The organism is Bacteroides sp. M10 (assembly GCF_014334015.1).
Lineage (GTDB): Bacteria > Bacteroidota > Bacteroidia > Bacteroidales > Bacteroidaceae > Bacteroides > Bacteroides intestinigallinarum.
In genome coordinates this window covers 5942128-5969057 of the sequence record NZ_CP060488.1, presented here as the reverse complement: position 1 = coordinate 5969057, position 26930 = coordinate 5942128, and the positions used below count along the sequence as shown (strand labels likewise).

Sequence of the window (26930 nt, the reverse complement as noted above, 5' to 3'; positions counted from 1 at the left end):
GTACCTAACGAACCGCCTTTTCTGTATAGTGTATTTGAATATGTGCAAACTTTAAACTTCTTCACACACCGCCATTTTCATGCCTTGATAGACAACAACAATTTTGTGTAACGTCGTTGTTCCGATTGCTTTTTGCACCGTTTCGCTGGTGGCATAGCGGTTGGCTTGTGCGATGGCTTCCTGGCGGAGTTGCTCTACTTTTTCATTGCTATCCTTTCCTTTGGCATATTTCAGCTCTATAATGTATGAATGAAGCATATCTTTGTAAATATCCAATAAAGGAAACATGAAGATATCGGCATATCCTTCCTGATTTTCCTGCTCGGAAATAGGACGATAGAAACGGTTTTGTGCGGTCATAGCCAGTGTAAATCCATGTACGTATGCTTCACCCTTTTGCTTGTCGCGTTGGGAAGAGTAGCGGTGCAGACATTCGGCGATATAGTCAAAGTAGGCTTTCCAGTCTCCATCATAGGCCATAGCCGATGCAAGTTCTCCTTTTTCCCAATTATCAAAACGGAGGTTCGCTTCATTGTACGTATCTAGCAAGTAGCTGTACAATTGTTCACGTACCACTTGATTGGGGATAGTCAATAATGTCTTACCACGTTTAGTTCCGCTGATAGTCAACATTCCGAAATAGAATAATAGGCTGATGAAGTTATCCGGTTCTGCGATTGTTTCGGCTGGAAAGCCTGTTTTCAGTTCACCGGTGATGTAGCCCTGTTGTATCAATGTCTGAATAGTCGAGGCGTCATGAGCAAATTCTTTGTCCTTGCGGATGAGCATTCGTAGCTTGTTATAATCTACGCGAATGTTTTCTTCTACCATATTACGTGGCATATATCCTCCATTACGGATGTAATTATCCACAAAGTAGAGTGCCATATTGGAATTGTACATTGTAGTACTGCCATAACTTTGTTCTGCAAAACAGTAGTTGTCATACCAAGGCTTCATTGCCTCTATCAACTCGTCGGTAGAGTGATGGAACTCGCAGGTAGTGGCGTAATAATCCAGCATTGCGCGCACTTCTTCTTCGTTGAATCCGGTCATTTCATTAAATTCCGGGGAAAGTGAATAGTTGGTGCCGATATTGAATCCGCTAGTCAGATCGTCCATTGTGACGGGACTGACACCTGTCACGAAACAACGTTTGATCGTAGAGTCTGTACCAGCCTTTACTGTATCGAAGAAACTGCGTAAATAACCGGTTCCGTGCGTTTCGCTCTTATAATCTTCCAGACAGGAAGGTTCGGATAAGATTTTGTTTGTGAAATGATCATATTCATCAATGAACAGATAAATCTGTTGATTGGTCTTGACGCATTCTTTATACAAATAGTCCAGTTGTTCTACGGCTCCCTTTTTCTTATTCATCTCTTCTTTTATCCCTTCGGGAAGATATTGGGCATAGACATCGCAGAAGAAGTTGAATTCAGTGTTGCAATGCGCGTCTAATGATTCACGGTAACTTTTCAGTTCCGCATTAACTACGGCAAAGTTGAGGTAAATGATGAGATATGAATTGCGTTCGGGAGTGGGATGTTTTCCTATATATAGGTCACCATACCATTTCTCGAACTTATCCGCTTCGAGTATATTATAATAATGTCGGAGCATGGAAATTGTTAAACTCTTCCCGAATCTGCGCGGACGAATGTAAAAGAAATACTTGTTCGCGTTCTCTATGAGCGGGATATAATGTGTCTTGTCCACGTAGTAACAGTCGTCTTCGCGAACATCGATAAAGTTCATCATTCCATAAGGAATACGTTTGCGCTTTACTGGTTGATTCATAATTCTTTCATTTTCTCACAAAAGTAACAATAAAAAATGAATCTTGATGGATGGACGGAAGCTTTTTAAAATAGGAATCAATTTCAGTGTGGAAACCCGTAATCTTGAAAAATGGATAGTTGAAGAAAAATAGAATAAACAAAAAGGCGACCCGTACCTAACGAGCCGCCTTTTCTGTCTATTTGATTTCGATTTCTTCCTTCATATCGATTTCCTCTCCATGTGTATCGTAGAACACATATTGCAGGAATGCGAGTTTCTGACTTGGAATAATCTTAATACCGAATCCATATTTCATTTGCCACTTCCGTTTCAGGGAAACGAGTCCCTGATTGATGTAGGCGGCAACATACGGATGGACGTGTAACGAGAATTTCTTAACCTTCAGTTTATTGACCAGGTAATCAATTTTACTCTCCAAAGTGTCCGTAAAGAGAATGGACGATTTGATGGTGCCTTTGCCGAAGCAAGTAGGACAGATTTCGGTCGTGTTGACGTCCATTGCCGGACGCACACGTTGGCGTGTAATCTGCATTAGCCCAAATTTGCTAAGCGGCAGAATATTATGCCGTGCCCTGTCTTTCTGCATATTGGCACACATTCGTTCATAAAGCTTTTGACGGTTTTCGGCTTCATTCATATCGATGAAGTCGACGACAATGATACCACCCATGTCTCTTAATCGCAGTTGGCGGGCCAGCTCGTCGGCGGCTCCCAGATTTACTTCGAGTGCATTACCTTCCTGCCCGTTGGCATTCTTGGTGCGATTACCGCTGTTCACGTCTACTACGTGAAGCGCCTCAGTGTGCTCAATAATCAGATAGGCACCACTCTTGTAAGAGACTGTTTTACCAAACGATGATTTAATCTGCTTGGTGATACCGAAATTGTCGTAAATGGGAAGTTGGCCTTTGTACAGTTTCACGATATTAGCCCGGTCGGGCGCAATCAGTGATACGTAATCCCTAATTTCATTGTACACAGCCTCGTCGTTGACGTGAATATTCTCAAATGATGGGTTGAAGAGGTCGCGCAACAAACCTACGGCGCGGCTGGTTTCTTCATAAATCAACGTCGGGTACTTGGTGGCTTTTTGTACTTTTACCATCGCATCTTCCCAATGCTTAACCAAAACTTTAAGCTCTCCGTCGAGTTCGGCTACGCGTTTGCCTTCGGCTACCGTGCGGACAATGACACCAAAGTTTTTAGGCTTGATGCTCATCAGCAGTTGTTTAAGGCGGGCGCGCTCTTCGCTCGATTTAATTTTTTGTGAAACAGAAACCTTATCATTGAAAGGGATCAGTACGAGATAGCGTCCGGCAAACGAAATTTCGGACGTCAGTCGCGGTCCCTTAGTGGAGATCGGTTCCTTAACGATTTGCACCACTACTTCTTGTCCTACTTTGAGGGTGTTGGATACAGTTCCATCCTTGTCAAGGTCGGGAAGCAGGGTTGCTTTGCTGATGGAGGTCAGCTTCTTTTTGTCGCTTAAAGTTTGCTTTACAAACTTTTCGAGTGAGTTAAATTGAGGACCCAAGTCTAAATAATGAAGGAAAGCGTCTTTCTCGTAACCGACGTCTACAAAGCATGCATTTAGTCCGGGCATCAATTTCTTGATACGTCCCAAATACATATTGCCCACAGAGAAAGAAATATTTCTTCCTTCGCTTTGAAGTTCCACCAGACTCTTATCTTCGAGAAGGGCGATGGAGACCTCTTTGGGCTGTACGTCAACTACTAGTTCACTTGTCACTGTTTTGTTTCCTTATTATTGATTGAATCTCATTTATATGAACAACTTTTTTGACAAATTGTTCATTTTGGGTTAGCTACTTAAACAAAGAACAAACTTGAAAGACATTGGCTTCGCAAGTTTGTTCTTTATTTCTGTGTGATCCAGACTTAAAAATTATTTTTTGCTTTTATGTCTGTTCTTTCTTAGTCTTTTTTTACGCTTGTGCGTAGACATTTTATGTCTTTTTTTCTTTTTTCCGCTTGGCATAGCTTCACATTTTATGGGTTAATACTCTTGTTTATTATTTCTTTACTGAAATTGTAAATGTCTTAGCCGGTTTGAAAGCCGGAATGTTGTGTTCCGGAATAATAATCGTAGTGTTTTTAGAAATGTTACGAGCAGTTTTCTGTGCTCTTTTCTTTACTACGAAACTACCAAACCCACGCAGGTATACGTTCTCATCGTTAGACAGTGAATCCTTTACTGCATCCATAAATGCCTCAACTGTTGTAAGAACTGTCTGCTTGTCAATCCCAGTTTTCTTTGTAATCTCGTTTACAATATCTGCTTTAGTCATTTTTCCTTAAAAAAAATATTATTACTATGTTATTGCTAATTTTTTGGACTGCAAATATATAGCTTTTTAAGCTCCTAAAAAAATATATTCTGCACATTTTTCTAAAAAAATAGTGGCATAGGGTTTTCTTAGGGCTAAAAGAGTTACTTTTGTGTGCCTTTTGGGTAGGATATACAAGATAAATGTTAGATAATACATTAGGAACGAGGATATGAACGAGTTTACGAAAACGATTGTAGAGTGGTATGAAGAGAATAAACGTGAATTGCCTTGGAGGGAGTCTGCCGATCCGTATTTGATCTGGATTTCGGAGATTATTCTTCAACAGACGCGGGTGGCGCAAGGGTATGATTATTTTCTTCGTTTTATCAAGCGTTTTCCCGATGTACAGACTTTGGCCGCTGCGGATGAGGACGAGGTGATGAAGTATTGGCAGGGGTTGGGGTATTATTCGCGTGCTCGCAATCTTCATGCTGCCGCCAAAAGCATGAATGGTGTTTTCCCGAAAACATATCCGGAAGTGCTGGCTCTGAAAGGAGTGGGAGAGTACACGGCGGCAGCTATCTGTTCGTTTGCTTACGGTATGCCTTATGCGGTGGTGGATGGCAATGTGTATCGGGTGCTTTCACGTTATTTCGGTATAGATACTCCGATTGATTCGACAGAAGGAAAAAAACTCTTTGCAGCATTGGCAGATGAGATGTTGGATAAGAAGCATCCGGCTGTTTACAATCAGGGGATAATGGATTTCGGAGCGATTCAGTGTACTCCGCAGTCGCCCAACTGTTTGTTCTGTCCGTTGGCAGGCGGTTGCTCGGCACTTTCGAAGGGGTTAGTGACAAAGCTTCCGGTGAAACAGCATAAAACAAAGACTACCAATCGTTACTTCAATTATATTTATGTACGTGCGGGCGCGTATACCTTTATAAATAAACGAACAGGAAATGATATTTGGAAGAATCTGTTCGAATTGCCATTGATAGAGACTCCGACGGCTCTTTCGGAGGAAGAGTTTCTCGCTTTGCCGGAATTCCGTGCATTCTTTGCATCGGGGGAAGTGCCGGTGGTGCGTTCTGTTTGCAGGGAAGTGAAGCATGTGTTGTCTCACCGGGTGATTTATGCTAATCTGTATGAAGTAACATTATCTGAAAATTTGACTTCTTTCGGTAACTTCCGGAAAATAAAAGTGGAGGAACTGGAGCAGTACGCTATTTCAAAGCTGGTGCAAAACTTAATTAATACCTAATACCTAATACTTAAAACTTTAATACTTAAAATTCTTGCATCCTATTGTTATTCTGTTTAATTTTGGCAGCAGATTTAATTTTAAGAATCATAAACTTGATACAGATATGTCAGTAAATAGAGTGATATTGATAGGAAATGTAGGACAAGATCCTCGGGTGAAATACTTCGATACAGGTTCGGCAGTGGCAACTTTCCCATTGGCTACGACGGATCGTGGATATACGTTGGCTAATGGAACCCAGATTCCCGAAAGAACAGAGTGGCATAATATCGTTGCATCTAACCGTTTGGCGGAGATTGTAGATAAATATGTGCACAAAGGTGACAAACTGTATCTGGAAGGGAAGATAAGAACGCGTTCTTACAGCGACCAGTCGGGTGCTATGCGCTATATCACCGAAATTTATGTGGATAATATGGAAATGTTGTCTCCGAAAGGAGCCAACCCGGGTGCGGGAGCTTCTGCTTCCGGACAGCCTGCTATGGGACAGCAGCAACAACCGGTTGCCGGCCAGCCGCAACAAACGCAGCAGTCGCAGGCGCAACCTGTACAAGATAATCCGGCAGATGATTTGCCGTTCTAAATAATGTGATAGTGTGCCAATCGATTTTTTCTAACTCATTGGCACATTATCTTTTGTTTAACTAAAATATAAACTCTTTGGACTCAGATGGTTATTTAAGCCAATTGGCTGACATTTTCAACGGTATTACCGTAAACACTCCTTCTATCTCTGCTATTATTGCCATAGCGCTGGCAGGTGTGCTCCTGCTTGCTTCCGGTTTTGCTTCGGCTTCCGAAATAGCTTTTTTCTCACTTACTCCTTCAGACCGGAATGATATTGATGAACATAATCATCCTTCCGATGAAAAAATAAGTGCCCTGTTGGGTGATTCAGAACGCCTCTTGGCAACGATATTGATTACGAACAATTTTGTGAATGTGACCATTATCATGCTCTGCAATTTCTTCTTTATGAATGTGTTTGTTTTCCATTCTCCGTTGGCAGAGTTCCTGATACTGACCGTCATCCTGACTTTCCTCCTGTTGTTGTTCGGTGAAATTATGCCTAAGATCTATTCGGCACAGAAAACATTGGCCTTTTGCCGTTTTTCGGCACCGGGAATTTACTTTTTGGAAAAGGTATTCCGTCCGATAGCTACTGTGCTTGTGCGTTCGACAACTTTTCTGAATAAGCATTTTGTGAAGAAGAGTCACAATATTTCTGTGGATGAACTGTCGCACGCGTTGGAACTGACGGATAAAGCGGAGCTTTCTGAAGAGAATAATATTCTGGAGGGAATTATCCGTTTCGGTGGGGAAACCGTGAAGGAGGTGATGACATCACGCCTGGATATGGTCGATTTGGATATTCGTACGTCTTTCAAGGAGGTGATGCAATGTATCATTGAAAATGCTTATTCACGTATTCCTATCTATTCCGGTTCACGGGACAATATCAAAGGGGTGCTGTATATTAAAGACCTTCTGCCTCATGTCAATAAGGGGGATAATTTCCGTTGGCAGTCATTGATTCGTCCGGCTTATTTTGTGCCGGAGACGAAGATGATTGATGATTTGCTGCGTGACTTCCAAGCGAATAAGATTCATATTGCTATTGTTGTGGATGAGTTTGGAGGAACTTCCGGACTGGTAACGATGGAGGATATTATCGAAGAGATTGTAGGTGAGATTCACGACGAATACGATGATGAAGAGCGTACATACGTTGTCTTGAATGACCATACCTGGATATTTGAAGCGAAAACGCAATTGACGGATTTCTATAAGATTGCAAAAGTAGACGAAGACGAATTTGAAAAGGTGGTGGGAGATGCAGATACATTGGCAGGTATGTTGCTCGAAATTAAAGGTGAATTCCCGGCGCTGCATGAGAAAGTGACGTATCATAATTATGAGTTTGAAGTGCTCGAGATGGATAGTCGCCGTATATTGAAAGTTAAGTTTACAATTCTGCCGAAGGAAATGGAAGATGGCGTTGTTTCTACAGTATAAGACGAATGGTATACAGTGGGCTGTCTGGAAGATGGAAGAGTCTTTGGATGCTTTATTGCTTCTTTTGCCCGGTGCGCGAAGAGCTTTCTGTGAGCAGGAATTGAATCGTTTTGTCTCCGAACGTCGTAAGATGGAATGGTTGTCGGTTCGTGTTCTGTTGTATTCCATGTTGCAGGAAGATAAGGAAATCGGTTATTCTCCCGAGGGGAAACCTTATCTCACAGATCATTCTTCTTTTATCAGTATTTCTCATACGAAAGGTTATGTGGCAGTGATGCTTGCTTCTTCGGTTCCGGTAGGCATTGACATTGAGCAATATGCCCAACGGGTTCACAAGGTATCCGACCGCTATGTCCGTCCTGACGAGCAAGTAGAATCTTATCAGGGGGATATAACCTGGGGGCTGCTATTGTATTGGTCGGCAAAGGAAGCTGTTTTCAAGCGGATGGAAAATGCGGATGCGGATCTTCGTAAACTCCGGCTGACGCATTTTATTCCTCAAGGGGAGGGGACGTTTCAGGTTCAGGAGTTGGCTACGGAGCAGCAAGAACTTTATTCTGTCGGTTATCGTATTTGTCCGGACTTTGTATTGACGTGGACATTGAATTGAACGGACGAAGAAGTATGTGAAGCTCTGTTCTCGGTGTGTTATCATGGTCCGAATGTAGTGTCTTTCTAAAATGAAAAATGAGACTGCCTCATTTTTTTATTTTGAAGCAATCTCATTTTTATGAATTCAAAGCCTTTTAGGCGAAGTCTTTCATTATTGGGTTATTTCTCTTTTTTATTAAGTCGATAGCTCAATGCTCCTGACGGACATTTGCCGATTTGTGCAATTAATTCTTCTGTTGTCGCATTTTCGATTTGTACCCAGGGTCTTTCTTTGGGATGATAAACATTGGGTAGCATCTTTACACATATTCCGGCATGCTGACATAATTCAGGCTGCCATACAATGGTCAGTTCACCATTGGTATATTCAATTTTTTTTCCCATATATGTATTTATTTAATATGAATACCACGCATTACAATTCGTTTCCATTCCGGATGTTTGTGAATATATCCGGCTACAAACGGGCAAAGCGGTACCAGGCGTAGACCTTGTCGCTCGATGTCTGCCAATGCTTTTTCTGCAAGTTGTGAGCCTACTCCCTTGCCGCCTAATGAAGCGGGTACTTCGGTATGTACAAGGTATATTTCTCCATTGTTTGATTTGATATAGTCTATTTCAGCTATTTTGCCATCGATCTGAAACTCATACCGATGTTTTTCTTCGTTGTCTATTAATTTATAATCTTCTGCCATAATTTTTACGTATTAAGTTCGATTATAATATAAACACTTGGGGAACACTTTTGTTTTACGCGAACAAATATTCTCCAAGTTTATAATCTTTCCAATTGAACTGTGAAGTGTCTCATTAAGGGAGCTTCCCAGGCGATACGTACTCCATGAGTGATGCTTTCTCTGCGTTCATATACATTTTTGAGGGCGGCAGCTATTACATTCATGTGATTGTCGGTATATACTCTGCGGGGGATTGCGAGGCGAAGTAGGTCAAGGCCGTTAAAGCGATTTTCATGGGTCACCGGATCACGGTCGGCGAGGATATAACCGATTTCGCATCCACGGATACCGGCTTCCAGGTAGAGCTCTACGGTTAGCGTCTGCGCCGGGAATTCTTCTTGAGGAACATGTGTCAGCACTTTAGGCGCATCAATGAAGATGGCGTGTCCTCCGGCTGGGCGTTGGTAAGGGATTCCGTATTCATCCAGTTTCTTTGCCAGGTATTCCACTTGTTTGATACGTGTTTCGAGGTTGTCGAATTCGGTGTTTTCGTCCAGTCCGATGGCGAGGGCATTCATATCCCGTCCATTCATGCCTCCGTAGGTAAGATAGCCTTCGTATTGTACACAGAAGCCTTTTGCACCTTCATACCAGTCTGCACGCCGCGTGGCAATAAATCCGCCCATATTGACGATTCCGTCTTTCTTGGCGCTCATTGTCATGCCATCGGCAAGAGAGAACATTTCCCGTGTGATTTCTTTGATAGTTTTGTCTCGGTAACCTTCTTCGCGCATTTTGATGAAGTAGGCATTCTCGGCAAAACGTGCAGAGTCGAAAAGTACGGGTTTGCCATATTTGTCGGCGATGGCACGTACTTCGTACAGGTTTTGCATGGAGACGGGTTGTCCTCCGGCTGTATTGTTGGTGATGGTGACGATGATAAAAGGAATCCGTTCAGCGTATTCTGTGAGGGCTTTCTGTAATTTATCAGGGTCTACATTTCCTTTAAACGGTATTTCTAGTTGGGTTTGTTTGGCTGCATCGATGGTGCAGTCTAATGCGATGGCATGACGTCCCTCGATGTGCCCTTTGGTGGTGTCAAAATGTGAGTTGCCGGGCACAATGTCTCCTTCATGTACCAAATAAGAGAAAAGAACATTTTCAGCGGCACGTCCCTGATGGGTTGGTATGATGTATTCAAATCCTGTTAGTTTCGTAATCATCTCTTTCAATTTGAAGAATGAGGTTGCTCCGGCATAGCTTTCATCACCTAGCATCATTCCCGCCCATTGGCGGTCGCTCATCGCTCCGGTGCCGGAGTCGGTGATGAGATCTATATAAACTTGTTCTGATTTGAGTTGAAAGACATTATAATGTGCTTCTTTAATCCATTGCTCGCGCTCTTCACGTGTGCTTTTCCGGATGGGTTCTACCATCTTGATTTTCCATGATTCAGCAAAAGGTAATTCCATTGTTGTAGATTTATAGTTTAGATCGACGAATGTAGCTAAAATATGCGTGATTAACAAATATATGATGACTTTTTGTAAGTTGTGGCTGATGGAATTATTTCTCCGTAGGCTAGTGATATATCAATTTGTGGTAAGAAGATATAAAGAGAGCCGGATCCCTTAAAAGGATATCCGGCTCTTTAAAATTATGCATTCGATTGAGTATGATTATAAGTTTGATTATTGGTAATCAATAGGCTGATTAAAAATAAATATATAATAGGTTGAGGTCAATCGAGCAGTGGTTATTTAGTCTTCGATAGTGATACCGTCAAGACAGAAGTAGGTCGGTGTCAATGGACCGTATTCATTCTTTTTGGTAGATGTTAATGAGAATTTTAGTCCTTTCGTTTCTCCCAATGAAGTTAGATCTACCCATTTCCATTGATCGAGGAGATTGGTTCCTTCTGCCAAATAACAATCTACGTGCATTGTTTTATCATAATTGTAGATAGTAAGTTTGAATGAGTCGTTGCTTCCGAATATTTCTTCTTCACCATAATATCCAGTTCCTTCTTTCATACTGCTATAAGCATAGACACTGTTTGTTACATATAGTCCTTTTACTCTATAGTCTTCCAGTTCATTAGGGTTGTCGTGATCTCTGAATCGTATTGCGGCTTCTTTATCAGAATTCTTTCCGATTTTATATCCGGCAGCTCCAACGATAACGTATGTATTATTGATTACCCCTTTTTTGGTGATAGCGCGATAATCATAGCTTGCGAAGTCTGGACAATCTTCTACTGTACAATTCGTAAATGCAAAGCTATCTGAATAGAAACCGTATGTTGAAGATACACAGTCAAATTCAAAGATTCCACTTGCGTCAGTTAACAGATTGTATTTATAGTTAGTTGTTCCCCACTCACTACTTACTGACCATGAATCATCCGGATTTTCTTGATCGCCCATGTCGAGTGTATGAGTTTCGTAATTAGGCAAGCTAAGTATGTATGTTTTTGTATCGTCATCATCGCTACAGCCACAAAATATAAATACTGATAATAGTAATAATAAGGATAATTTTTTCATGTTCTTTTCTAATTTTAGTTATTAATAAATTGTTGATTATTTTTTGAAATGTAAGTTTTCAACGGTTGTGACTTCGGTTGATATTTCACCCATTTGTCCTGCGTCTTGGTTAACTGCAGTCATAATCTTAACGAAATCTATTTGATCCAAGTCGGCTGGTGTGCCGTTACTGTCCACAGCCCAATCTATCTTGAAATTACTGCCTTCCTTGGTGTTGGGATGGTTGTCTGCATATCCCCATGGATAACAATATCCTACCCATAATCCATTTTCCAAGACAGCATTATCTTTTAGGCGTGTTCCCTGGAATGTGATTTCATCATCTTCTACCCAAAGTGGATAATAGGATTCCTGATTATGGTAACTGTTGCGGAGAATATATCCTTCGTTTTCTTTATTGTCCTTCCAGAAAACATTTTGGTTGGCTGGGTTCGGGCGGTAATAAGTTATTTCATATCCTCGGGTTTCTGTATCTTTCCCGTATTCGCTGCCTTTCAGTTCATACCATTCGTCATCAGGTTTTCCATTACCGTTTACATCTTTGGATACGAATACAATTCCCGGTTCGGCACTTCCTCCCAGTTCTCCTGTTCCGGTTTTGAGATTGTAATAAGCATTGCCTCTTACCTTGAAGTCATATTCTCCCGTAACATTCGGAATAGGTTGTGGAAATCCTAAAATAATGTAGCCACCGAATCCTCCTAATGTAATAAGCGACTTTTGCTGGATTCTGCGAGTTGCTTCTTCTAATATTTCATCGTAGGTAAATCCATCCTTATATGCTGATGTGGTAGTATTGATAAATTGTCCGGGGGCAGGACGGTATTCCCATACTTTATTGGCGAAAGCTAGAGGGTTTTCCGTGTCATCGTCATTATCGTCAATATTGCTTTGTGAGGCTTTGTCACTGAATGCGATGGTATTCGGGTTAAGTCCGATGTTGTTCAGGCGGAACATGAGTTGTCCTTGTTGGTTGAAACAAAGTAAGTCGCCGTAAGTGGTGTAATCGCGTGCTTCGGTGATATATACATTGTTGCTGTAAGGGTTGATATTGATACCGTAAGGTGTCTTTATCACAGTTCCATCGGTTATGAAATTCTCACGGATTGTTTCTTCTGTTTTCAGATTGAACATCTTGATAGAAGAAGTCTGTGTGGTATAGTTATAATTGTATAGATAGGCTATATCTCCGTCGATGGCGAAGTTTTGCACTTTCTCGTTAGATTGAGTGACTTTGTTTGTCCGGCAGTCTATCTTGACGAAATTATAATCTCCGGCTTCTATATCTTCGCCACGGGTGGCTACATAAACGGTTTCATCCGGACCTGCTATTATTTTACCGGGATTCGGACCTACTGTAATTTTGCTACTCTCTTTGAATGTGGCAATATCGACAACGGATACTGTATTATCTACACCCAGTCCTGATGAATAATCCAATCCGCCGGAATTGGAAATATATAGCTTTTCGTTTTGTATACAAATGCCGTCAGGGTTACGTCCCACTGATGTGATGGCATCTATGAAGAGGGAAGTTGTGTCTATACGCGCAACAGTTCCGTCATAGCAACATACGTATGCTTTTTCTTTATGAAAAGCGATATAGCGTGGTTGGCGGGAACTCCCATTTTCTGCCTGCATCTGAATTTGTTTCAATGAGGTTCCTGTACGAAAATCTATCACTTCTACTGTACTGGAGATGTTGACTACGACATATACCTTGCTTCCGTAAATAGCCATATCGTTGGCTGTATCTCCTAATCCCCGGTGGTTGACTGCTTTGAAGTAATCACGACCCATTTGTTGATTACCGAAAGAGAAACGTGCCAATGAGCTGTTATTCTGATTGAACAGCCCTTCACATAATACATATAATTCAGCGGTACCCGTTTCTGTCGGATCACCCATAATGCCTGATGTGAAAGGTTTGTCTTCCATGTCATCACATGCCATGAATAACAAGATCGATGACAGCCAGCACCAGAATATATATATTAATTTCCTTTTCACGTCAATATCTTATTTTATAATATTTAATATCTTATTTTTATTGTTGCTCTTACAGATCGTCCGGGCATTGGGAAGTATTTCACAATCTCGTAATTCTTGTCCATCAGGTTCAGTACTTCCAAGCTGAAAGAGGTGGTGACTTTTCTTATCAGGAAATCACGGCTTGCAGAAATACTGTGGTCGCTATAACTATCTAATCTGTTTTCGGCAATGTTTTGTCCCAACGCGTAGCGCTTTCCTGAAAATAGGAATGAGTAAGACAGGTTGATCCATGGTGTTTCGATACCTGCCTGCCCCGAAGCGGAGACGCGGGGAGTGTAGGCTATCTGGTGTTTGTATGTTGATTCATACGTGTTTGGATCGGGTGGGGTAACGTCTAATGCTCGTTGGTATGTATAGTTACCCGAGAGGTTGATGCGGATTTTTTCCCAAGGTTGGAGGGAGAGGCTTCCTGTAACATCAATGCCTTTGATGTCAACCTGTCCCAGGTTTTTCATGCTCCATACTGCAAGGTTCTTGGTAGGGTAAGCGATGATTTTATCTGTTACCTTATTATAATAAGCGTCGACGGTTGCTGACAAATAGGGTAGGAACGGGCATACATTCTTGCTGTATGTCAGTCCGATATTGTATTGTTTGGCTTTTTCCGGCTTTAGTTGTGTGTTTCCTACTTCTTCGTAATATAAGTCGTTGAAACTTGCCAGGCGGAAAATGTCTTTATAGAAGAAGCGTACACGGAATTCTTCATTATGAAAAGGTTTGAATGCGGCACTTACATAAGGGGTTAGTTTACGGTGATTGCCGGCGCTGCCGCCTTTCTTTACATCTTCATTGATAACAGTTGCCAATGCGGATGCGGAGATTGTTAACCAGTCATTCACGTATTTGCCGGCGAATGCTGTTAGCCATGAATAGCGCGTGGGATGTACAAAGTTGTTTAGATCGGCATTCATGGTATTGATACTTCCGTCTGTGGAAAGAGAGAATGAGAGGTTGCTCAACAGTCTGTATAGTACAGAAGCGGAAAGGTAATATTCTTGCTGGTAGTAGCTGTTTTCTGTTTTCTTTAATGAGTTCTTTGTGTCGGGGTCCAGGTAACGTTGATAGCTCCAATTCCACTTGGCAGAGGTTTGGAATACCCATTGTTGGCTGAATTCTTTCTTGTATTGACTTTGTATGAAAGTGTTTTTATCCCACAGGTGTTGGGTAGAATGGTCGTTGTAGAAAGTAGTAGCTTTGGGTAGTCCCCGGGAGGACTGGAAGTAATAGGCTTTCAACCGCCATTGTTCTTTATCGGAGAAGTTACCGTAAAGTCCGGCTTCAGCACGGAATGTCTGTACGTCTGTATTCTTCCGTTTCTCACGTGAGGACAGATCTCCTTCTGCACTTCCATAGCGCAGTGTATATGGATAATGTCCGTCAGAAGACATCCATTCGCCATTGACTGACATGCTCCATGTTTTATTGAATTGTTGTTCCAGCAGGAGGGAGGGATTGACTAATCCCCAGGAACCTGTTTTGAAAGCTCCTGCTATGTTGGTCTTTTTGTCTTTTGTGAACTGTGGGGTAAGTGTCTGGATATTCAAGATGCCTGCTGACGCAAAGAAGCGGGCAGGTTGGAAGATGTTATCGCTTTGTCCGTTGTTTAGAGAAAGTCTGTCTACGTTATCGAGTGAGAAACGCCCGATGTCGATTTGTCCCGTTTGGCAATCGGTTAGGGCTATTCCGTCATAGCCAACAGCGGTATGTTGTGCTCCCAGGCTTCGTATGGATACAGTTTTTAGTCCGCCAATGCCTCCGTAGTCTTTTACGGTCACTCCGGCAAAGTGTTTCACTGCGTCGGATACTTGCAGGGCGTGCAGGTTTTTCAGAGCGTCTTTGGAGAATACTTGCAGGGGAGCGGTTGAACGTACTTCGCGGGTCTGATAGATATCTGATACAGTTACTTCAGGAATAGAATATGTATGTGTCGTATCTACCTTTTGCTGTTGTGCAAAAAGTGGTATGGATAAGAATTGGCAGCAGAATACTGCAAAGATCATTTTCTTAAATGTTCTCTCTTTCATTTAGTTCTTTTTCTGTCTGTTGCTATTTAAAAGTGTCCGGGCGAAATCCCTTCGACCGGACACGCATAAATAAACTTGGCAGAGTTTATTCGTTTTAACACACTTTCTCTGAATTAGAGTGATGAATGAAATGATAGACGACTTGTCCGGTTCATTAGACTCAACGCTTTTTCCTCGAAAGCAGTGAAACATAATTGCATGGTAGGTCTTCTGACTTATTCCTGTTACAAACGCCTTCCCAGATTAGTCTCCAGTGGCAATGAGTGAATTGCTTGTAACATGCATGGAACTTACAGCAGCGGGACTGTTCAGGATTTACACCTGATTCCCTTTTAATTGCTTCCCCCGCATGGGAGTCGCAAACCAATGCGCGACAAAGATAGGGAGTTTATTTGTTTTTTCCAAGTTGGGGGATGTTCTTTTTCTTTCGTCTTGATACGAAAGAAAGAGAACCAAAAAGAACGAGATTGGAGGAGCCGTGCAAGGACCGATTATTTGTTGCTTCTTACTTGTTTTCTTCGATATTTTTTGTATTTTTGTAAATGAGACTGCCACTTATTACAAAATTTACCAAATTAGCGGATTTTAGAGACGGGTATTGAGTTGCCCGCCTTTGACATAAGATTAGCTTTTAAAAAGTATCCTTGTCTATGTCCAACGTTGGACGTATGAAACAGATTTATTGAAACATAATTGGTAGTTTTTTATAGGTGGATGCAGCGGTATCCACCTATTTTGTTCCTTACTGCACCGATATGAATCAAATGTTTTAGACAAGGAATTCAAGTACTAAATTTACATTCCAATTCTGTAGAAAATAATATCTCTATATGCATATATTAATTCGTCGAACTATAGTCTACCTTTCGTTGGACTATAGTGCTTCGAAAGAAAGACTATAGTCAACTTTACGTCGGACTATAGTCCGACGAATAAATATATGTATCCAGAGTGATTATATTTAGTATAACTCCGGAATAATTATAGCACATAAAGGGAATAGCTACAATCAGTGAGAAATAAATTAGTTCATTTCTGCACCGTTTTTACTTTAATTCAATATTAGTTAGGTGTTCTTCGATAGCTTGTGCGGTGGCGTCTTTTAGAAGCACGGTTTTTTCCTTGTTTAAAAGGTAGAGGGTAGGAATAGCCTTCAAATCATATAGTTGTTGTTCTTTGATGGCAAATTTCTTGTCGTATCCGTTGATCCATTCTTTGGGGAATTCATTCAGGTGTTTTCTCCATTCGTCCAATTCTTCGTCAGGGTAGATGGAGAGGACTGTTAGTTTCTTTTGTCCCAAAAGTCGGTTGATGATAGGTGCGTTTTTCAGGGCGTCTATCGTTTCTGTGCAGGCATGACAACCGGGGTTGTTGATGAATAGGAGGATATAGTCGGCTTGCTGTTGATAGAGGGAGCCTTGTGCGCCGGAAGCTAATGTGTAGCTGAAGTTCAGGGCTTTGGTTCCGATACGGTTTTTCTGTGCTAATTCCCGGCGGGCTTTAGGACGTACTTTTTCTATTTCCTCTAACAAGGGAGAAGCTAACATGGCGTCTAATACGGGAATATAGAATTCTTCGTTACGCATGGGGGAGTTGGGGTCGTATAAGTATTTATCCGCCAGGTCGGTGATGTAGGTAAATACTTTTTTGTCTACATTCGTTTGTTCGATTGTTTTCCGCATGGCTTCTTGTGCAGTTTCCAACGGAACGTGATTCAGTATGTCACAATAATCCGCCCAAGCTTGTTCGGTCACTTCGGGGTGGTGGATGTAATTGGTGTCGGCGAAGTTGACGTTATCCCAATAATGTTTCACCAGAAAATCTGCCCGTTGTTCAGGGGCTGTCATCATTGGGGGGATGGCAGGCAATGTAAAGGTTTTAATGGTGTCTTGTATTACATCATTTTTGTTCAGACTGGAAGCGTTGCCGCTTTTGCAGGCACAAAGGCAAAGGATGCATATAGCTGGAAGAATATAGATGTTTGTTTTCATAACTAACAATTATTACATTGAACTTATGTAGATTACATTGGTGGCAAAGATAATGCCCTTTCTACTTTATTCAAAGAATTTTTCTTCCTTTTATTTTGCTGCGTTCTTTTCTGTTCGTTTTTTGATTAGACAAGTTTTGCAGGATAACTCCTGATTTTACTTCTCCTTTGCCAATGTAAATACAAATTCCAGTCCGCCTCCCTGATTGTTCTTGGCGGAGATGTTACCACCATGGATGATGACGGCGTTCTTCACAATAGCTAATCCCAGTCCTGTTCCACCTACTTTCCGTGAACGACCTTTGTCTACCCGGTAGAAACGTTCGAAGAGACGATTCAGATGTTCGGGAGATACTCCAATACCTGTGTCGGCAAAGCTGAAATAGTAGAAATTCTCATCTTCACGGAAACAGTTGATATTGATCTGGATATTACTTCCGGCGTATGCGATGGCATTATCCATTAGATTACGGAAGATGGAATAAAGTAGTGAGTAATTTCCTTTGATTTGTATACTCTTCTTTAAGGAGTTGACGACTGTAATATGCTTTTCGTCAAGCTCCAACGATACTTCGTTGATGATGTTACCTACCAACACACTGATGTCTACCCGTTCCATGTCGATCATGCTGGCGGCTTCATCCATGCGGGTGAGTACGGAGATGTCGCGTAATAGCCGACTTAAACGGTTACTTTGTGCATAACAACGTTCGAGGAATACATTGATCTTCTCGCGTGGAATATTTTCATTGCTGACAATGGTTTCCAAATACCCTTGGATACTGCTGACGGGAGTTTTCAACTCATGGGCGATATTCTGGGTCAGTTGGCGTTTAAGTCTTACTTGCTCTTCTTCTTGGGTAACGTCGTTGATGGAAATCTCGAAGCTGGCATCCTGGAAGATGATACATTCTACGATAAATGTCCGTCCATTCTTATTGATGGTGACAGACATTCGTTTTTCACCTTTTCCTCTCGAACGTTCTTGCTGGTTCTTATTGATAAAATGAATAATCTCTTGCAGTTCGCTGATGGCAAAGACTTCTTCTGTTGTTTCCAGGTTGGAGTCTGAAATCAGGTTGCTGTATTGGGTGAAAAGATTGTTGACAAGAATCTCTTTTTTGTCTTTAGTAAATATACCTAGTCCTTCGTGTGAGATTTGAAGGTGGGTAATTAGCTTTTCACGCTCAATGTAGAGAGCTTCTTTGGTTTCGTGCAGTCGTTTGTAGATTTGAATGATGTGCTGTGATATTTCTCCCAGTTCGTTGTGCGGGAAGGCGGATTGCATAGCCATTTCGATAGGCTCGTTCCGGTCGGCGCGCATCGCAAATTCACGGAGCTGGCTGATGGAAGTCCCCAGTTTGTTGGTGAATTTGTAGAAGATAATCATTAATAATAAGGTCACGATTACGGTAAACCATAAATAGTGCGGGTCTGCTTGCAGGTTGTTGATGAGGCTGACATTGTAAGGTAAAGCCGAACGGACAATATAATCTTTATAATGAGTGGCCGAATAGAAATAGGGAACTCCGGTTGTCTCTGAAGTACGGCGTACATCATATCCGTTGCCATGCTTTATGGCTTTCTGTACTTCCGGACGGTTCAGGTGGTTCTCCATCTGGTTATTATGACTTGGATAGCTGTCGTAAACAACATTTCCTTGAGCATCAATAAGGGTTACACGCAAGTCTTCCAGGATATGGTTGTTGATATAGCCGTTGATGATCTCACTGTCAAGAGGTTGCTCTTCAAGTTGTTCGTAGAGCCTGCTGTTGTAATCTTGTAGTTTGGTGTTTAGCAGTTCTATTTTATATTCCCGTTCACGTTGATACTGGTACGCAATAAAACAAATGGCAAATACCAGGAATAGTGAAATAACCGAGAGGAAAAGCTTTCGGCTAAAAGAGAAAAAATGCTTTTGAGTTACAGGCAGGTTCATAATAACTATTTAATTCGGCATAATTATTTATTCAGCTTCAAAACAGTATCCATATCCGAGACGGGTGACAATGCATTTGCCGTATACCCCAATCTTTTTACGCAGACGGGTGATGTTTACGTCGATGGTACGGTCGAGCACGTACACTTCGTCACTCCAGATCCGGGCCAGGATGTCTTCACGGGAAAATACACGTCCCTTATTCTGTACCAGCAGAAGCAAGATCTCAAATTCTTTTTTGGTTAATGGTACTTCTTCATCGTCGATACTTACTTTTTTCTTTGTGATGTCAATAACGAGCGACTGATAAGTGAGACGTTCGGGCACTCTTTCCGTTTCCGTTGTTACTGTGCGTCTTAATACGGCCTTCACACGGGCGATGACTTCACGCAGCGAGAAAGGTTTTGAAATATAATCGTCTGCTCCCAGGTTGAATCCGGTCACAGTATCGTTTTCGGTATCTTTTGCTGTGATAAAGATAATAGGCACTTTCGCTGTTTTCTTGTCTTTTTTCAGGATGTTCGCCATTTTGAATCCGGAGATTTCTCCCATCATCACATCGAGGAGAATCAAGTGATAGCTGCTGATGTCCATCTTCATTGCTTCTTCAGCAGAGTTTGCAGTATCCACTTCATAACCTTCGTTTTCAAGATTGAATTTCAGAATCTCACAGAGGTCTTCTTCATCGTCGACAACTAGAATACGGTAATCGTTCATAAGATATATGTATTAATGTGATATGACAAAGTTACGTTTTTATTTTATCCTTTGCAAAGATGAGGAGACTTTGTTACGGGTAGATGAAACAGACGTTACAATCGTGTTACATTCCGGGAATTCCGAGAATTGATGCGGAATATGGAAGTTTTTGTTGATTGTAAGAGGAAAAACCGCCCACTATTTGTTATCTTTGTTAGCGAGATACAATAGAAACGTTTGATTATAGAAACTACAAATAATGATAAAAATTGACTTAAAACGGCATCGGAAGGAAATAATAGGATCTGTTGCGGTACTGTTAATTCTCCTTGGCGGTATGTCTGTGTTTAAATATACTTCATTCAATTCCGGTTTTGAGATTGTGGATGATCTGGGCGGGAATATATTTCCTTCAGCGATTTTGTCTGTTGCCACTACTGATGCGCAGGTGATTGTTCCGTCGGATTCTAATTATTTAGGGAATCCGAAATCGTGTATTGCTATTCGGGTGAAGTCGAAGACAGCTTATAGTCGGGTACGGATTGAAGTGGCTGAAACGCCTTTTTTCTCCCGTTCGGTGTCGGAATTTGTACTAAACAAGCCTCGAACGGAATATACGATTTATCCTGATATCATCTGGAACTATGAAGCTCTGAAAAATGAGGTGCAGGCAGAACCGGTAAGTGTGGCTATTACTGTCGAGATGAATGGAAAGGATCTGGGGCAACGGGTGCGTACATTCTCTGTGCGCAGTATCAATGAATGTCTGTTGGGGTATGTATCGAATGGAACCAAATTCCATGATACAAGTATTTTCTTTGCTGCCTATGTCAATGAAGAGAATCCGATGATTGACCAGTTGCTTCGCGAAGCATTGAATACTCGTATTGTTAATCGCTTCCTTGGTTATCAGAGTAAGGCTAAAGGGGCGGTGGACAAGCAGGTGTATGCTCTTTGGAATATATTGCAGAAACGCAAATTCCGTTACAGTTCTGTTTCCAACACCAGCCTTTCGAGCAATGTTGTTTTCTCGCAACGGGTTCGTACGTTTGATGATGCACTGGAATCTTCGCAGATTAATTGTGTGGACGGTAGCGTACTGTTTGCATCACTGCTTCGGGCTATAAATATCGATCCTATTCTGGTACGTACGCCGGGACACATGTTTGTGGGGTACTATACCGATAATTCGCATACTGATAAGAACTTCCTGGAAACAACAATGATTGGTGATGTCGATCTGGATGACTTTTTTCCGGATGAACAACTGGACTCCACAATGGTAGGTAAGTCGCAGAATGAAATGTCGCTATTGACTTTCGAGAAATCGAAGCAATATGCTAATAAGAAGTATAAGGAGAACGAAGAAGGTATTCATTCCGGGAAATTGAATTATATGTTTCTGGAAATTTCTAAAGATGTGCGGAGGAAAATACAGCCAATAGGGAAATGATGTTTTGTAGGCACGGATTACACGGATTACGCTGTTGCTTTATGTAATTATCTTTCTGAAAAACCGTGAAATCCGTGTAATCCGTGCCTGAAATTCGTATTTAATTTGTACTTTTGCCAAGTAATCATTTTAAAGTAAAAGGATGCAAGGCAAGAAATTTATCTCTCCCGGAGCATGGTTTTCTATGAACTATCCATCAGACTGGAATGAGTTTGAAGATGGCGAAGGCTCTTTTCTTTTCTATAATCCCGATGTATGGACGGGGAATTTTCGTATATCCGCATTTAAAGGAAAAGCCGGTTATGGCAAAGATGCCATCCGGCAGGAACTGAAAGAGAACGATTCGGCTTCGTTGGTGAAAGTCGGAACGTGGGAATGTGCGTATAGCAAAGAAATGTTTCAGGAGGAGGGAACTTATTATACTTCCCATTTGTGGATTACAGGCGTTGACGATATTGCTTTTGAATGTTCTTTCACCGTGCCTAAAGGTGGAGTTGTGAAGGAGGCGGAAGATGTAATCGCTACTTTGGAGGTACGTAAAGAAGCGCAGAAGTACCCTGCTGAATTGATTCCTGTACGTCTTTCTGAAATTTATTTGATTAATGAGGGATATGAATGGGTGGTATCGACCGTGAAGCAGGAACTGAAAAAGGATTTTCAAGGAATAGAAGAGGACTTGGAGAAACTTCAGCAAGTGATTGACAGCGGTAAGATTGGTTCGAAAAAGAAAGAGGAATGGTTGGCCATTGGTATCACTGTTTGTGCAATTCTGGCAAATGAAGTGGATGGCATGGAATGGAAAACGTTGATTGACGGTAACCGGGAAACTCCTGTTCTCCAATATAAAGATCGCACCATCGACCCAATGAAGCTCGTTTGGAGTAAAGTAAAGGCGGGAGAGCCCTGCAATGTGATAGAAGAATATAAGAAGTGTTTGGATTAAAATGGCAGTACCTTATTTACAGATAGATAACCTGACCAAGTCTTTCGGTGACTTGGTTCTTTTTGAAAATGTATCTTTGGGCATTGCCGAAGGTCAGCGTGTAGGATTAATAGCAAAGAACGGTAGTGGAAAGACTACCTTACTAAATATCATTGCCGGAAAGGAAGGCTATGATAGCGGTAATATTGTTTTTCGTCGTGATCTTCGAGTGGATTACCTGGAACAGGATCCGCAATATCCCGAAGAACTGACAGTGCTCGAAGCCTGTTTCCATCATGGTAACAGCACGGTGGAATTGATAAAGGAGTACGAACGCTGCATGGAAACCGAAGGTCATCCGGGATTGGAAAACCTCTTGGCACGTATGGATCAGGAGAAAGCTTGGGAATATGAACAGAAAGCCAAGCAAATCCTTTCACAACTCAAAATCCGTAACTTCGATCAGAAAGTGAAGCAACTGTCCGGCGGACAGTTGAAGCGTGTTGCTTTGGCAAACGCTTTGATTACCGAACCGGATCTGTTAATCCTTGATGAGCCGACCAACCACCTGGACTTGGATATGACCGAATGGTTGGAAGATTACTTGCGTCGTACCAACCTTAGCTTGCTGATGGTGACTCACGACCGTTACTTCCTTGACCGTGTTTGTTCCGAGATTATCGAAATAGACAATCAACAAATCTACCAATATAAAGGTAACTACAGCTATTACCTCGAAAAACGCCAGGAGCGTATCGAATCTAAGAGCGTAGAAATAGAACGTGCCAATAATCTCTATCGTACGGAACTTGATTGGATGCGCCGGATGCCGCAGGCACGCGGACATAAGGCACGTTACCGGGAGGATGCTTTCTACGAACTGGAAAAGGTAGCCAAGCAACGTTTCAACAACGATAATGTAAAGCTGGAAGTGAAAGCCTCGTATATCGGAAGTAAGATATTCGAAGCCGACCATCTTTTCAAGAGTTACGGAGATCTGAAGATTCTGGATGATTTCTCTTATATCTTCTCTCGTTATGAGAAGATGGGAATTGTAGGAAATAACGGAACCGGAAAATCTACTTTTATCAAGATATTGATGGGACAAGTCAAACCTGATAGTGGAACAGTGGATATTGGCGAAACAGTTCGTTTCGGTTATTATTCGCAGGACGGACTTCAGTTTGACGAACAGATGAAAGTGATTGATGTGATACAGGATATTGCCGAAGTCATCGAACTGGGTAATGGAAAGAAACTGACCGCTTCTCAATTTCTGCAGCATTTCCTGTTTACTCCTGAAACCCAGCATAGCTATGTCTATAAATTGAGTGGGGGAGAGCGTCGCCGTCTTTACCTTTGTACCATCCTGATGCGTAATCCTAACTTCCTGGTATTGGACGAACCGACCAATGACCTCGATATTATCACGCTGAATGTACTCGAAGAATATCTCCAGAACTTCAAAGGCTGTGTGATTGTCGTTTCCCATGACCGTTACTTTATGGATAAAGTAGTAGATCACCTGATGGTATTCAACGGACAGGGAGATATTCGCGACTTCCCCGGAAATTATAGTGATTATCGTGACTGGAAAGAAGCAAAGGAACAAAAAGAGAAAGAAGCAGAGAAGCCGCAGGAAGAAAAGACCGCCCGTGTCCGTCTGAACGACAAGCGTAAGATGAGCTTTAAAGAAAAGCGTGAATTCGAGCAACTGGAAAAAGAAATCGCCGAACTGGAAGCTGAAAAAACACAAATAGAGGAACTTCTTTGTAGCGGCACACTTTCCGTTGATGAACTGACTGAAAAGTCAAAACGTTTGCCCGAAGTCAATGATATGATTGACGAAAAGACAATGCGTTGGTTGGAACTTAGCGAAATAGAAGGCTGATTCGTGCCACTATATTGGCACCTTTGTGCCACCTCTTTGGCATAGCAGTGCCAACACGCTGGCACAGTTGTGCCACTTCGATGGCACAAGTATAGTTTATTATATTCCCGGATAACCAAATAATGATAATATACCCCCAGACAATATAACCTAGTATGACAAACCTAACCAATTATCATAGCCACTGCCTGTATTGCGACGGACGAGCCAATATGGACGATTTTGTTCGTTTTGCTATTAGCGAAGGGTTTACTTCCTATGGCATTTCTTCTCATGCTCCACTACCGTTTTCTACTGCATGGACGATGGAGTGGGATAGAATGGAAGATTACCTTTCCGAATTCTCTCGTCTGAAAAAGAAATATGCAGGTAAGATAGAGCTTGCCATCGGTCTCGAAATTGACTACTTGAATGAAGAAAGCAATCCCTCTTTGCCTTGTTTTCAAAAACTACCACTTGACTACCGGATAGGTTCTGTGCATATGCTGTATTCTCCGGAAGGGAAAATCGTAGATATTGATACCCCGGCAGATCTTTTCCGTCAATTGGTAGACAGGCACTTCGATGGTGACTTGGATTCTGTTGTCCACCTGTATTATAAGAATCTGCTCCGTATGGTAGAGCTGGGAGGATTTGATATTGTCGGTCATGCTGACAAGATGCATTATAACGCTTCCTGTTATCGTCCGGGTTTGCTTGATGAAGCATGGTATGACACGTTGGTCCGCGATTACTTCGCGGTGATTGCCGCACGTGGTTATATGGTGGAAATCAATACCAAGTCTTATCATGAGCTGGGTACATTCTATCCGAATGAACGTTATTTCCCTTTCCTGAAAGAATTGGGTATTCGGGTACAGGTGAATAGTGATGCGCACTACCCTGAAAGAATAAACAATGCTCGCTTCGAAGGATTAGCCGCTTTGAAGAAAGCAGGTTTTACTTCGGTGGTAGAATGGCATGGGGGGAAATGGGAAGATATTCCCATAGGAGAAAAGGAATGAGGCAATATTGAAGTGGTACAAATAATCAAAACAAAGCGATAATGTTCATTATGAATGTCGGTTCATAGTGAAGTTAGGGTGAAAGTTCGTAGGAATGTAGGATAAGTTATTCCATATCCAGGATCTCTTGTTTCTCTTCATTCAACGAAATCAATGTCTTTTTTAGCTCGTCTATTCGTGAATCAATTTCAGCCAATTTCTTCAGATACATAGTTCTAGGTAGCACATCTTCATTGGCCATGATAAACTCCTCTTTTTCGTCAAAGAGCTGCTCTATTTGCTCTTCAACTCTATTTATAGCACATGAAATTTCTCCTATCATAAATCTTTCTTTTTTTATAGATGCCTTTATTCCGTCCTCTTGCAAGCATTTGCCTGGAAAAACTCGTTTAACGTATCTTCATAGTTACCATGAAGCATAATATGATGATTTCCCAGTGGATTTTTTAAGAAGTATTCGGCCGGAGTATTCATGCGGATGCGTACTTGTGTACGGCACATATTAATATAATTGGTGTTTTCAGTCAATGTTCCTGTAGACAAGTAATATTCATCCAGACATTCACCGCCACATTTTATAATCGTTACATCCCCTGTCGGAAGTAAGCCTTGTATGGCAATTCCTTTTTCTGTTTCAAAATGATTACGGATAATATATCTCTCCGTTTGTTTGAGACCTACGGTGCAATGTGCCAATATCAGCTCATTCGTACGGGAATTAATCATAGACGGGTTTGCCATAAATCCGTCTTTACCCGTAAGTGCTTTAACTGCTAATAGTGTAAATACAGATTGAAGGTCTCCTTCACAACCTGCTATTATCCCGTCATCATTCAATAAAGATAATGCCACGCATCCGGTAGTGTCGATTTGTTCAATCAGTTTAAAACAGCTTAATGTCAGTGCTTCCAGATTTTCTTCCTGACAGACCTTTTTTATTGCCCGATATAATCGCATCGCTTTGATTAAATCTTCGGGAGTGCCTTCGCGGCAGGCAAGAGCTTGCGATGCTACAGCCGCGCATGATGCTCCGACTTGGTCATCCGTGATTTGTTTAAATTGTTCATAAATTCGTTCTAATGGAATATCTACATATTCAATTCCCCAACGACGTTTTGCCAACAAGTAGTCCACGTTGCTGGCAACTAACCAGGAAGAAGGAGTCCCGATAACTCCGATACGTTTGCCGAACAAGGAGCGTTGTGCACGGAAATTATTATAAAGTGTATGGATACGTAAGATGATAGCTGGTAATTCACCGTGCAGAATTTCACTTTTCATTCCGCGTCCCCGTAACCAGGTGGAAATTTCCAGTGCGGCAGCAAGAGAATTCTGCATACCGTCGGCCAGTAAAATGGCAGGGCGGGGAAGATTTTCAAAGTGCTGTATGACCAGTCTTTCCACCCCACCGGTAGCGACGAAGATAATCTTGAAATCGTCACTTTTCAGTTTGTCCATATCTTGATAGTCGACGAACTTTACAGTATAATATTTTTCAATTTCACTCAAAATAGCTTCGTGCGAGCTACGTAGCGAAACTTGTTTGTGAAGTATTGAAGCGAATGAGATAAGGTGTATGGTCATTATGATATTGTTTTAAGTTTTCCGTATGACAAATGTATAGCTTTCTTTTCAATTTACCATAGCGATTTTAACCTTGCTAAGGTTTTTAAAGTTTTTATGTCTCTGTATTCAAATTATTGCGTACATTTGCAGCTCCAAGTAGAAAAAGTAAATAGTAATT

Annotated in this window: 22 protein-coding genes and 1 riboswitch; of the genes, 8 read left to right on the top strand and 14 right to left on the bottom strand. The window is 41.7% G+C overall.

The window, feature by feature from the left end; translation table 11 throughout:
• Positions 1-51 precede the first annotated feature (51 nt).
• The 3 genes from H8796_RS22255 to H8796_RS22245 all read right to left on the bottom strand — a co-directional run bounded on the left by H8796_RS22255 (position 52) and on the right by H8796_RS22245 (position 4112).
• Positions 52-1800, bottom strand: a complete 1749-nt coding sequence (locus tag H8796_RS22255) for an ATP-binding protein (protein WP_117933939.1) — start codon at positions 1798-1800, stop codon at positions 52-54.
• A gap of 178 nt (positions 1801-1978) precedes the next feature.
• Positions 1979-3553 carry an Rne/Rng family ribonuclease gene (locus tag H8796_RS22250; RefSeq protein ID WP_099147022.1) on the bottom strand — a complete coding sequence of 525 codons (1575 nt, stop codon included), beginning with the start codon at positions 3551-3553 and terminating at the stop codon, positions 1979-1981.
• A gap of 283 nt (positions 3554-3836) precedes the next feature.
• Positions 3837-4112 (bottom strand): HU family DNA-binding protein, encoded by a 276-nt coding sequence (locus tag H8796_RS22245; protein ID WP_004300646.1) that lies wholly within the window; start codon positions 4110-4112, stop codon positions 3837-3839.
• Positions 4113-4323: 211 nt separating this feature from the next.
• Here H8796_RS22245 and mutY point away from each other — a divergent pair, with 211 nt between their 5' ends.
• From mutY to H8796_RS22225, 4 genes are all read left to right on the top strand, one after another.
• Complete coding sequence (mutY, locus tag H8796_RS22240; RefSeq protein ID WP_117933938.1) at positions 4324-5358, top strand: A/G-specific adenine glycosylase; 1035 nt, start codon at positions 4324-4326, stop codon at positions 5356-5358.
• Between the two features lie 106 nt (positions 5359-5464).
• Positions 5465-5944 (top strand): single-stranded DNA-binding protein, encoded by a 480-nt coding sequence (locus H8796_RS22235; protein ID WP_117934141.1) that lies wholly within the window; start codon positions 5465-5467, stop codon positions 5942-5944.
• Between the two features lie 77 nt (positions 5945-6021).
• A complete protein-coding gene (locus H8796_RS22230; RefSeq protein ID WP_117933936.1) occupies positions 6022-7377 on the top strand; it encodes a gliding motility-associated protein GldE in 1356 nt (451 codons plus the stop codon).
• On the top strand, positions 7355-7987 hold the full coding sequence (locus tag H8796_RS22225; protein ID WP_117933934.1) for a 4'-phosphopantetheinyl transferase family protein: 633 nt from the start codon (positions 7355-7357) through the stop codon (positions 7985-7987). The genes H8796_RS22230 and H8796_RS22225 overlap by 23 nt, the downstream gene beginning before the upstream one ends.
• Before the next feature lie 161 nt (positions 7988-8148).
• Here the strand turns inward: H8796_RS22225 and H8796_RS22220 are convergent, their stop codons facing one another.
• From H8796_RS22220 to H8796_RS22180, 9 genes are all read right to left on the bottom strand, one after another.
• Positions 8149-8373, bottom strand: coding sequence for a (4Fe-4S)-binding protein (locus H8796_RS22220; protein WP_004300640.1), 225 nt, complete (start codon positions 8371-8373; stop codon positions 8149-8151).
• A gap of 8 nt (positions 8374-8381) precedes the next feature.
• Positions 8382-8684: a GNAT family N-acetyltransferase gene (locus H8796_RS22215; RefSeq protein WP_004300639.1), complete on the bottom strand. Its 303-nt coding sequence runs from the start codon at positions 8682-8684 to the stop codon at positions 8382-8384.
• Between the two features lie 80 nt (positions 8685-8764).
• Positions 8765-10138, bottom strand: a complete 1374-nt coding sequence (locus tag H8796_RS22210) for a tryptophanase (RefSeq protein ID WP_004300638.1) — start codon at positions 10136-10138, stop codon at positions 8765-8767.
• Positions 10139-10426: 288 nt separating this feature from the next.
• Positions 10427-11212, bottom strand: a complete 786-nt coding sequence (locus tag H8796_RS22205) for a DUF4465 domain-containing protein (protein ID WP_004300637.1) — start codon at positions 11210-11212, stop codon at positions 10427-10429.
• 36 nt (positions 11213-11248) lie between these two features.
• On the bottom strand, positions 11249-13222 hold the full coding sequence (locus H8796_RS22200) for a YncE family protein (RefSeq protein ID WP_117933932.1): 1974 nt from the start codon (positions 13220-13222) through the stop codon (positions 11249-11251).
• 23 nt (positions 13223-13245) lie between these two features.
• Positions 13246-15288, bottom strand: a complete 2043-nt coding sequence (locus H8796_RS22195; RefSeq protein ID WP_117933930.1) for a TonB-dependent siderophore receptor — start codon at positions 15286-15288, stop codon at positions 13246-13248.
• A gap of 182 nt (positions 15289-15470) precedes the next feature.
• Positions 15471-15671, bottom strand: a riboswitch (cobalamin riboswitch).
• Positions 15672-16334: 663 nt separating this feature from the next.
• Positions 16335-17279 carry a DUF5106 domain-containing protein gene (locus tag H8796_RS22190; RefSeq protein ID WP_117933928.1) on the bottom strand — a complete coding sequence of 315 codons (945 nt, stop codon included), beginning with the start codon at positions 17277-17279 and terminating at the stop codon, positions 16335-16337.
• Between the two features lie 156 nt (positions 17280-17435).
• On the bottom strand, positions 17436-19217 hold the full coding sequence (locus tag H8796_RS22185; RefSeq protein ID WP_117933926.1) for a cell wall metabolism sensor histidine kinase WalK: 1782 nt from the start codon (positions 19215-19217) through the stop codon (positions 17436-17438).
• Positions 19218-19244: 27 nt separating this feature from the next.
• Positions 19245-19934, bottom strand: a complete 690-nt coding sequence (locus H8796_RS22180) for a response regulator transcription factor (protein WP_004300631.1) — start codon at positions 19932-19934, stop codon at positions 19245-19247.
• A gap of 241 nt (positions 19935-20175) precedes the next feature.
• Between H8796_RS22180 and H8796_RS22175 the strand changes: the two genes are divergently transcribed.
• The 4 genes from H8796_RS22175 (at position 20176) to H8796_RS22160 (ending at position 25186) form a co-directional block, all read left to right on the top strand.
• The gene (locus H8796_RS22175; protein ID WP_117933924.1) at positions 20176-21369 is read left to right on the top strand and encodes a hypothetical protein; all 1194 of its coding nucleotides are present in this window, start codon (positions 20176-20178) and stop codon (positions 21367-21369) included.
• A 142-nt stretch (positions 21370-21511) separates the two neighbouring features.
• Positions 21512-22312, top strand: coding sequence for a DUF3805 domain-containing protein (locus H8796_RS22170; protein WP_117933922.1), 801 nt, complete (start codon positions 21512-21514; stop codon positions 22310-22312).
• A 1-nt stretch (position 22313) separates the two neighbouring features.
• The gene (locus H8796_RS22165; RefSeq protein WP_117933920.1) at positions 22314-24182 is read left to right on the top strand and encodes an ABC-F family ATP-binding cassette domain-containing protein; all 1869 of its coding nucleotides are present in this window, start codon (positions 22314-22316) and stop codon (positions 24180-24182) included.
• 155 nt (positions 24183-24337) lie between these two features.
• Positions 24338-25186, top strand: a complete 849-nt coding sequence (locus H8796_RS22160) for a histidinol-phosphatase (RefSeq protein ID WP_117933918.1) — start codon at positions 24338-24340, stop codon at positions 25184-25186.
• A gap of 106 nt (positions 25187-25292) precedes the next feature.
• Here the strand turns inward: H8796_RS22160 and H8796_RS22155 are convergent, their stop codons facing one another.
• The gene (locus H8796_RS22155) at positions 25293-25508 is read right to left on the bottom strand and encodes a hypothetical protein (RefSeq protein WP_117934138.1); all 216 of its coding nucleotides are present in this window, start codon (positions 25506-25508) and stop codon (positions 25293-25295) included.
• A 26-nt stretch (positions 25509-25534) separates the two neighbouring features.
• Positions 25535-26770, bottom strand: a complete 1236-nt coding sequence (locus H8796_RS22150; RefSeq protein ID WP_117933916.1) for a fucose isomerase — start codon at positions 26768-26770, stop codon at positions 25535-25537.
• Positions 26771-26930 lie beyond the last annotated feature (160 nt).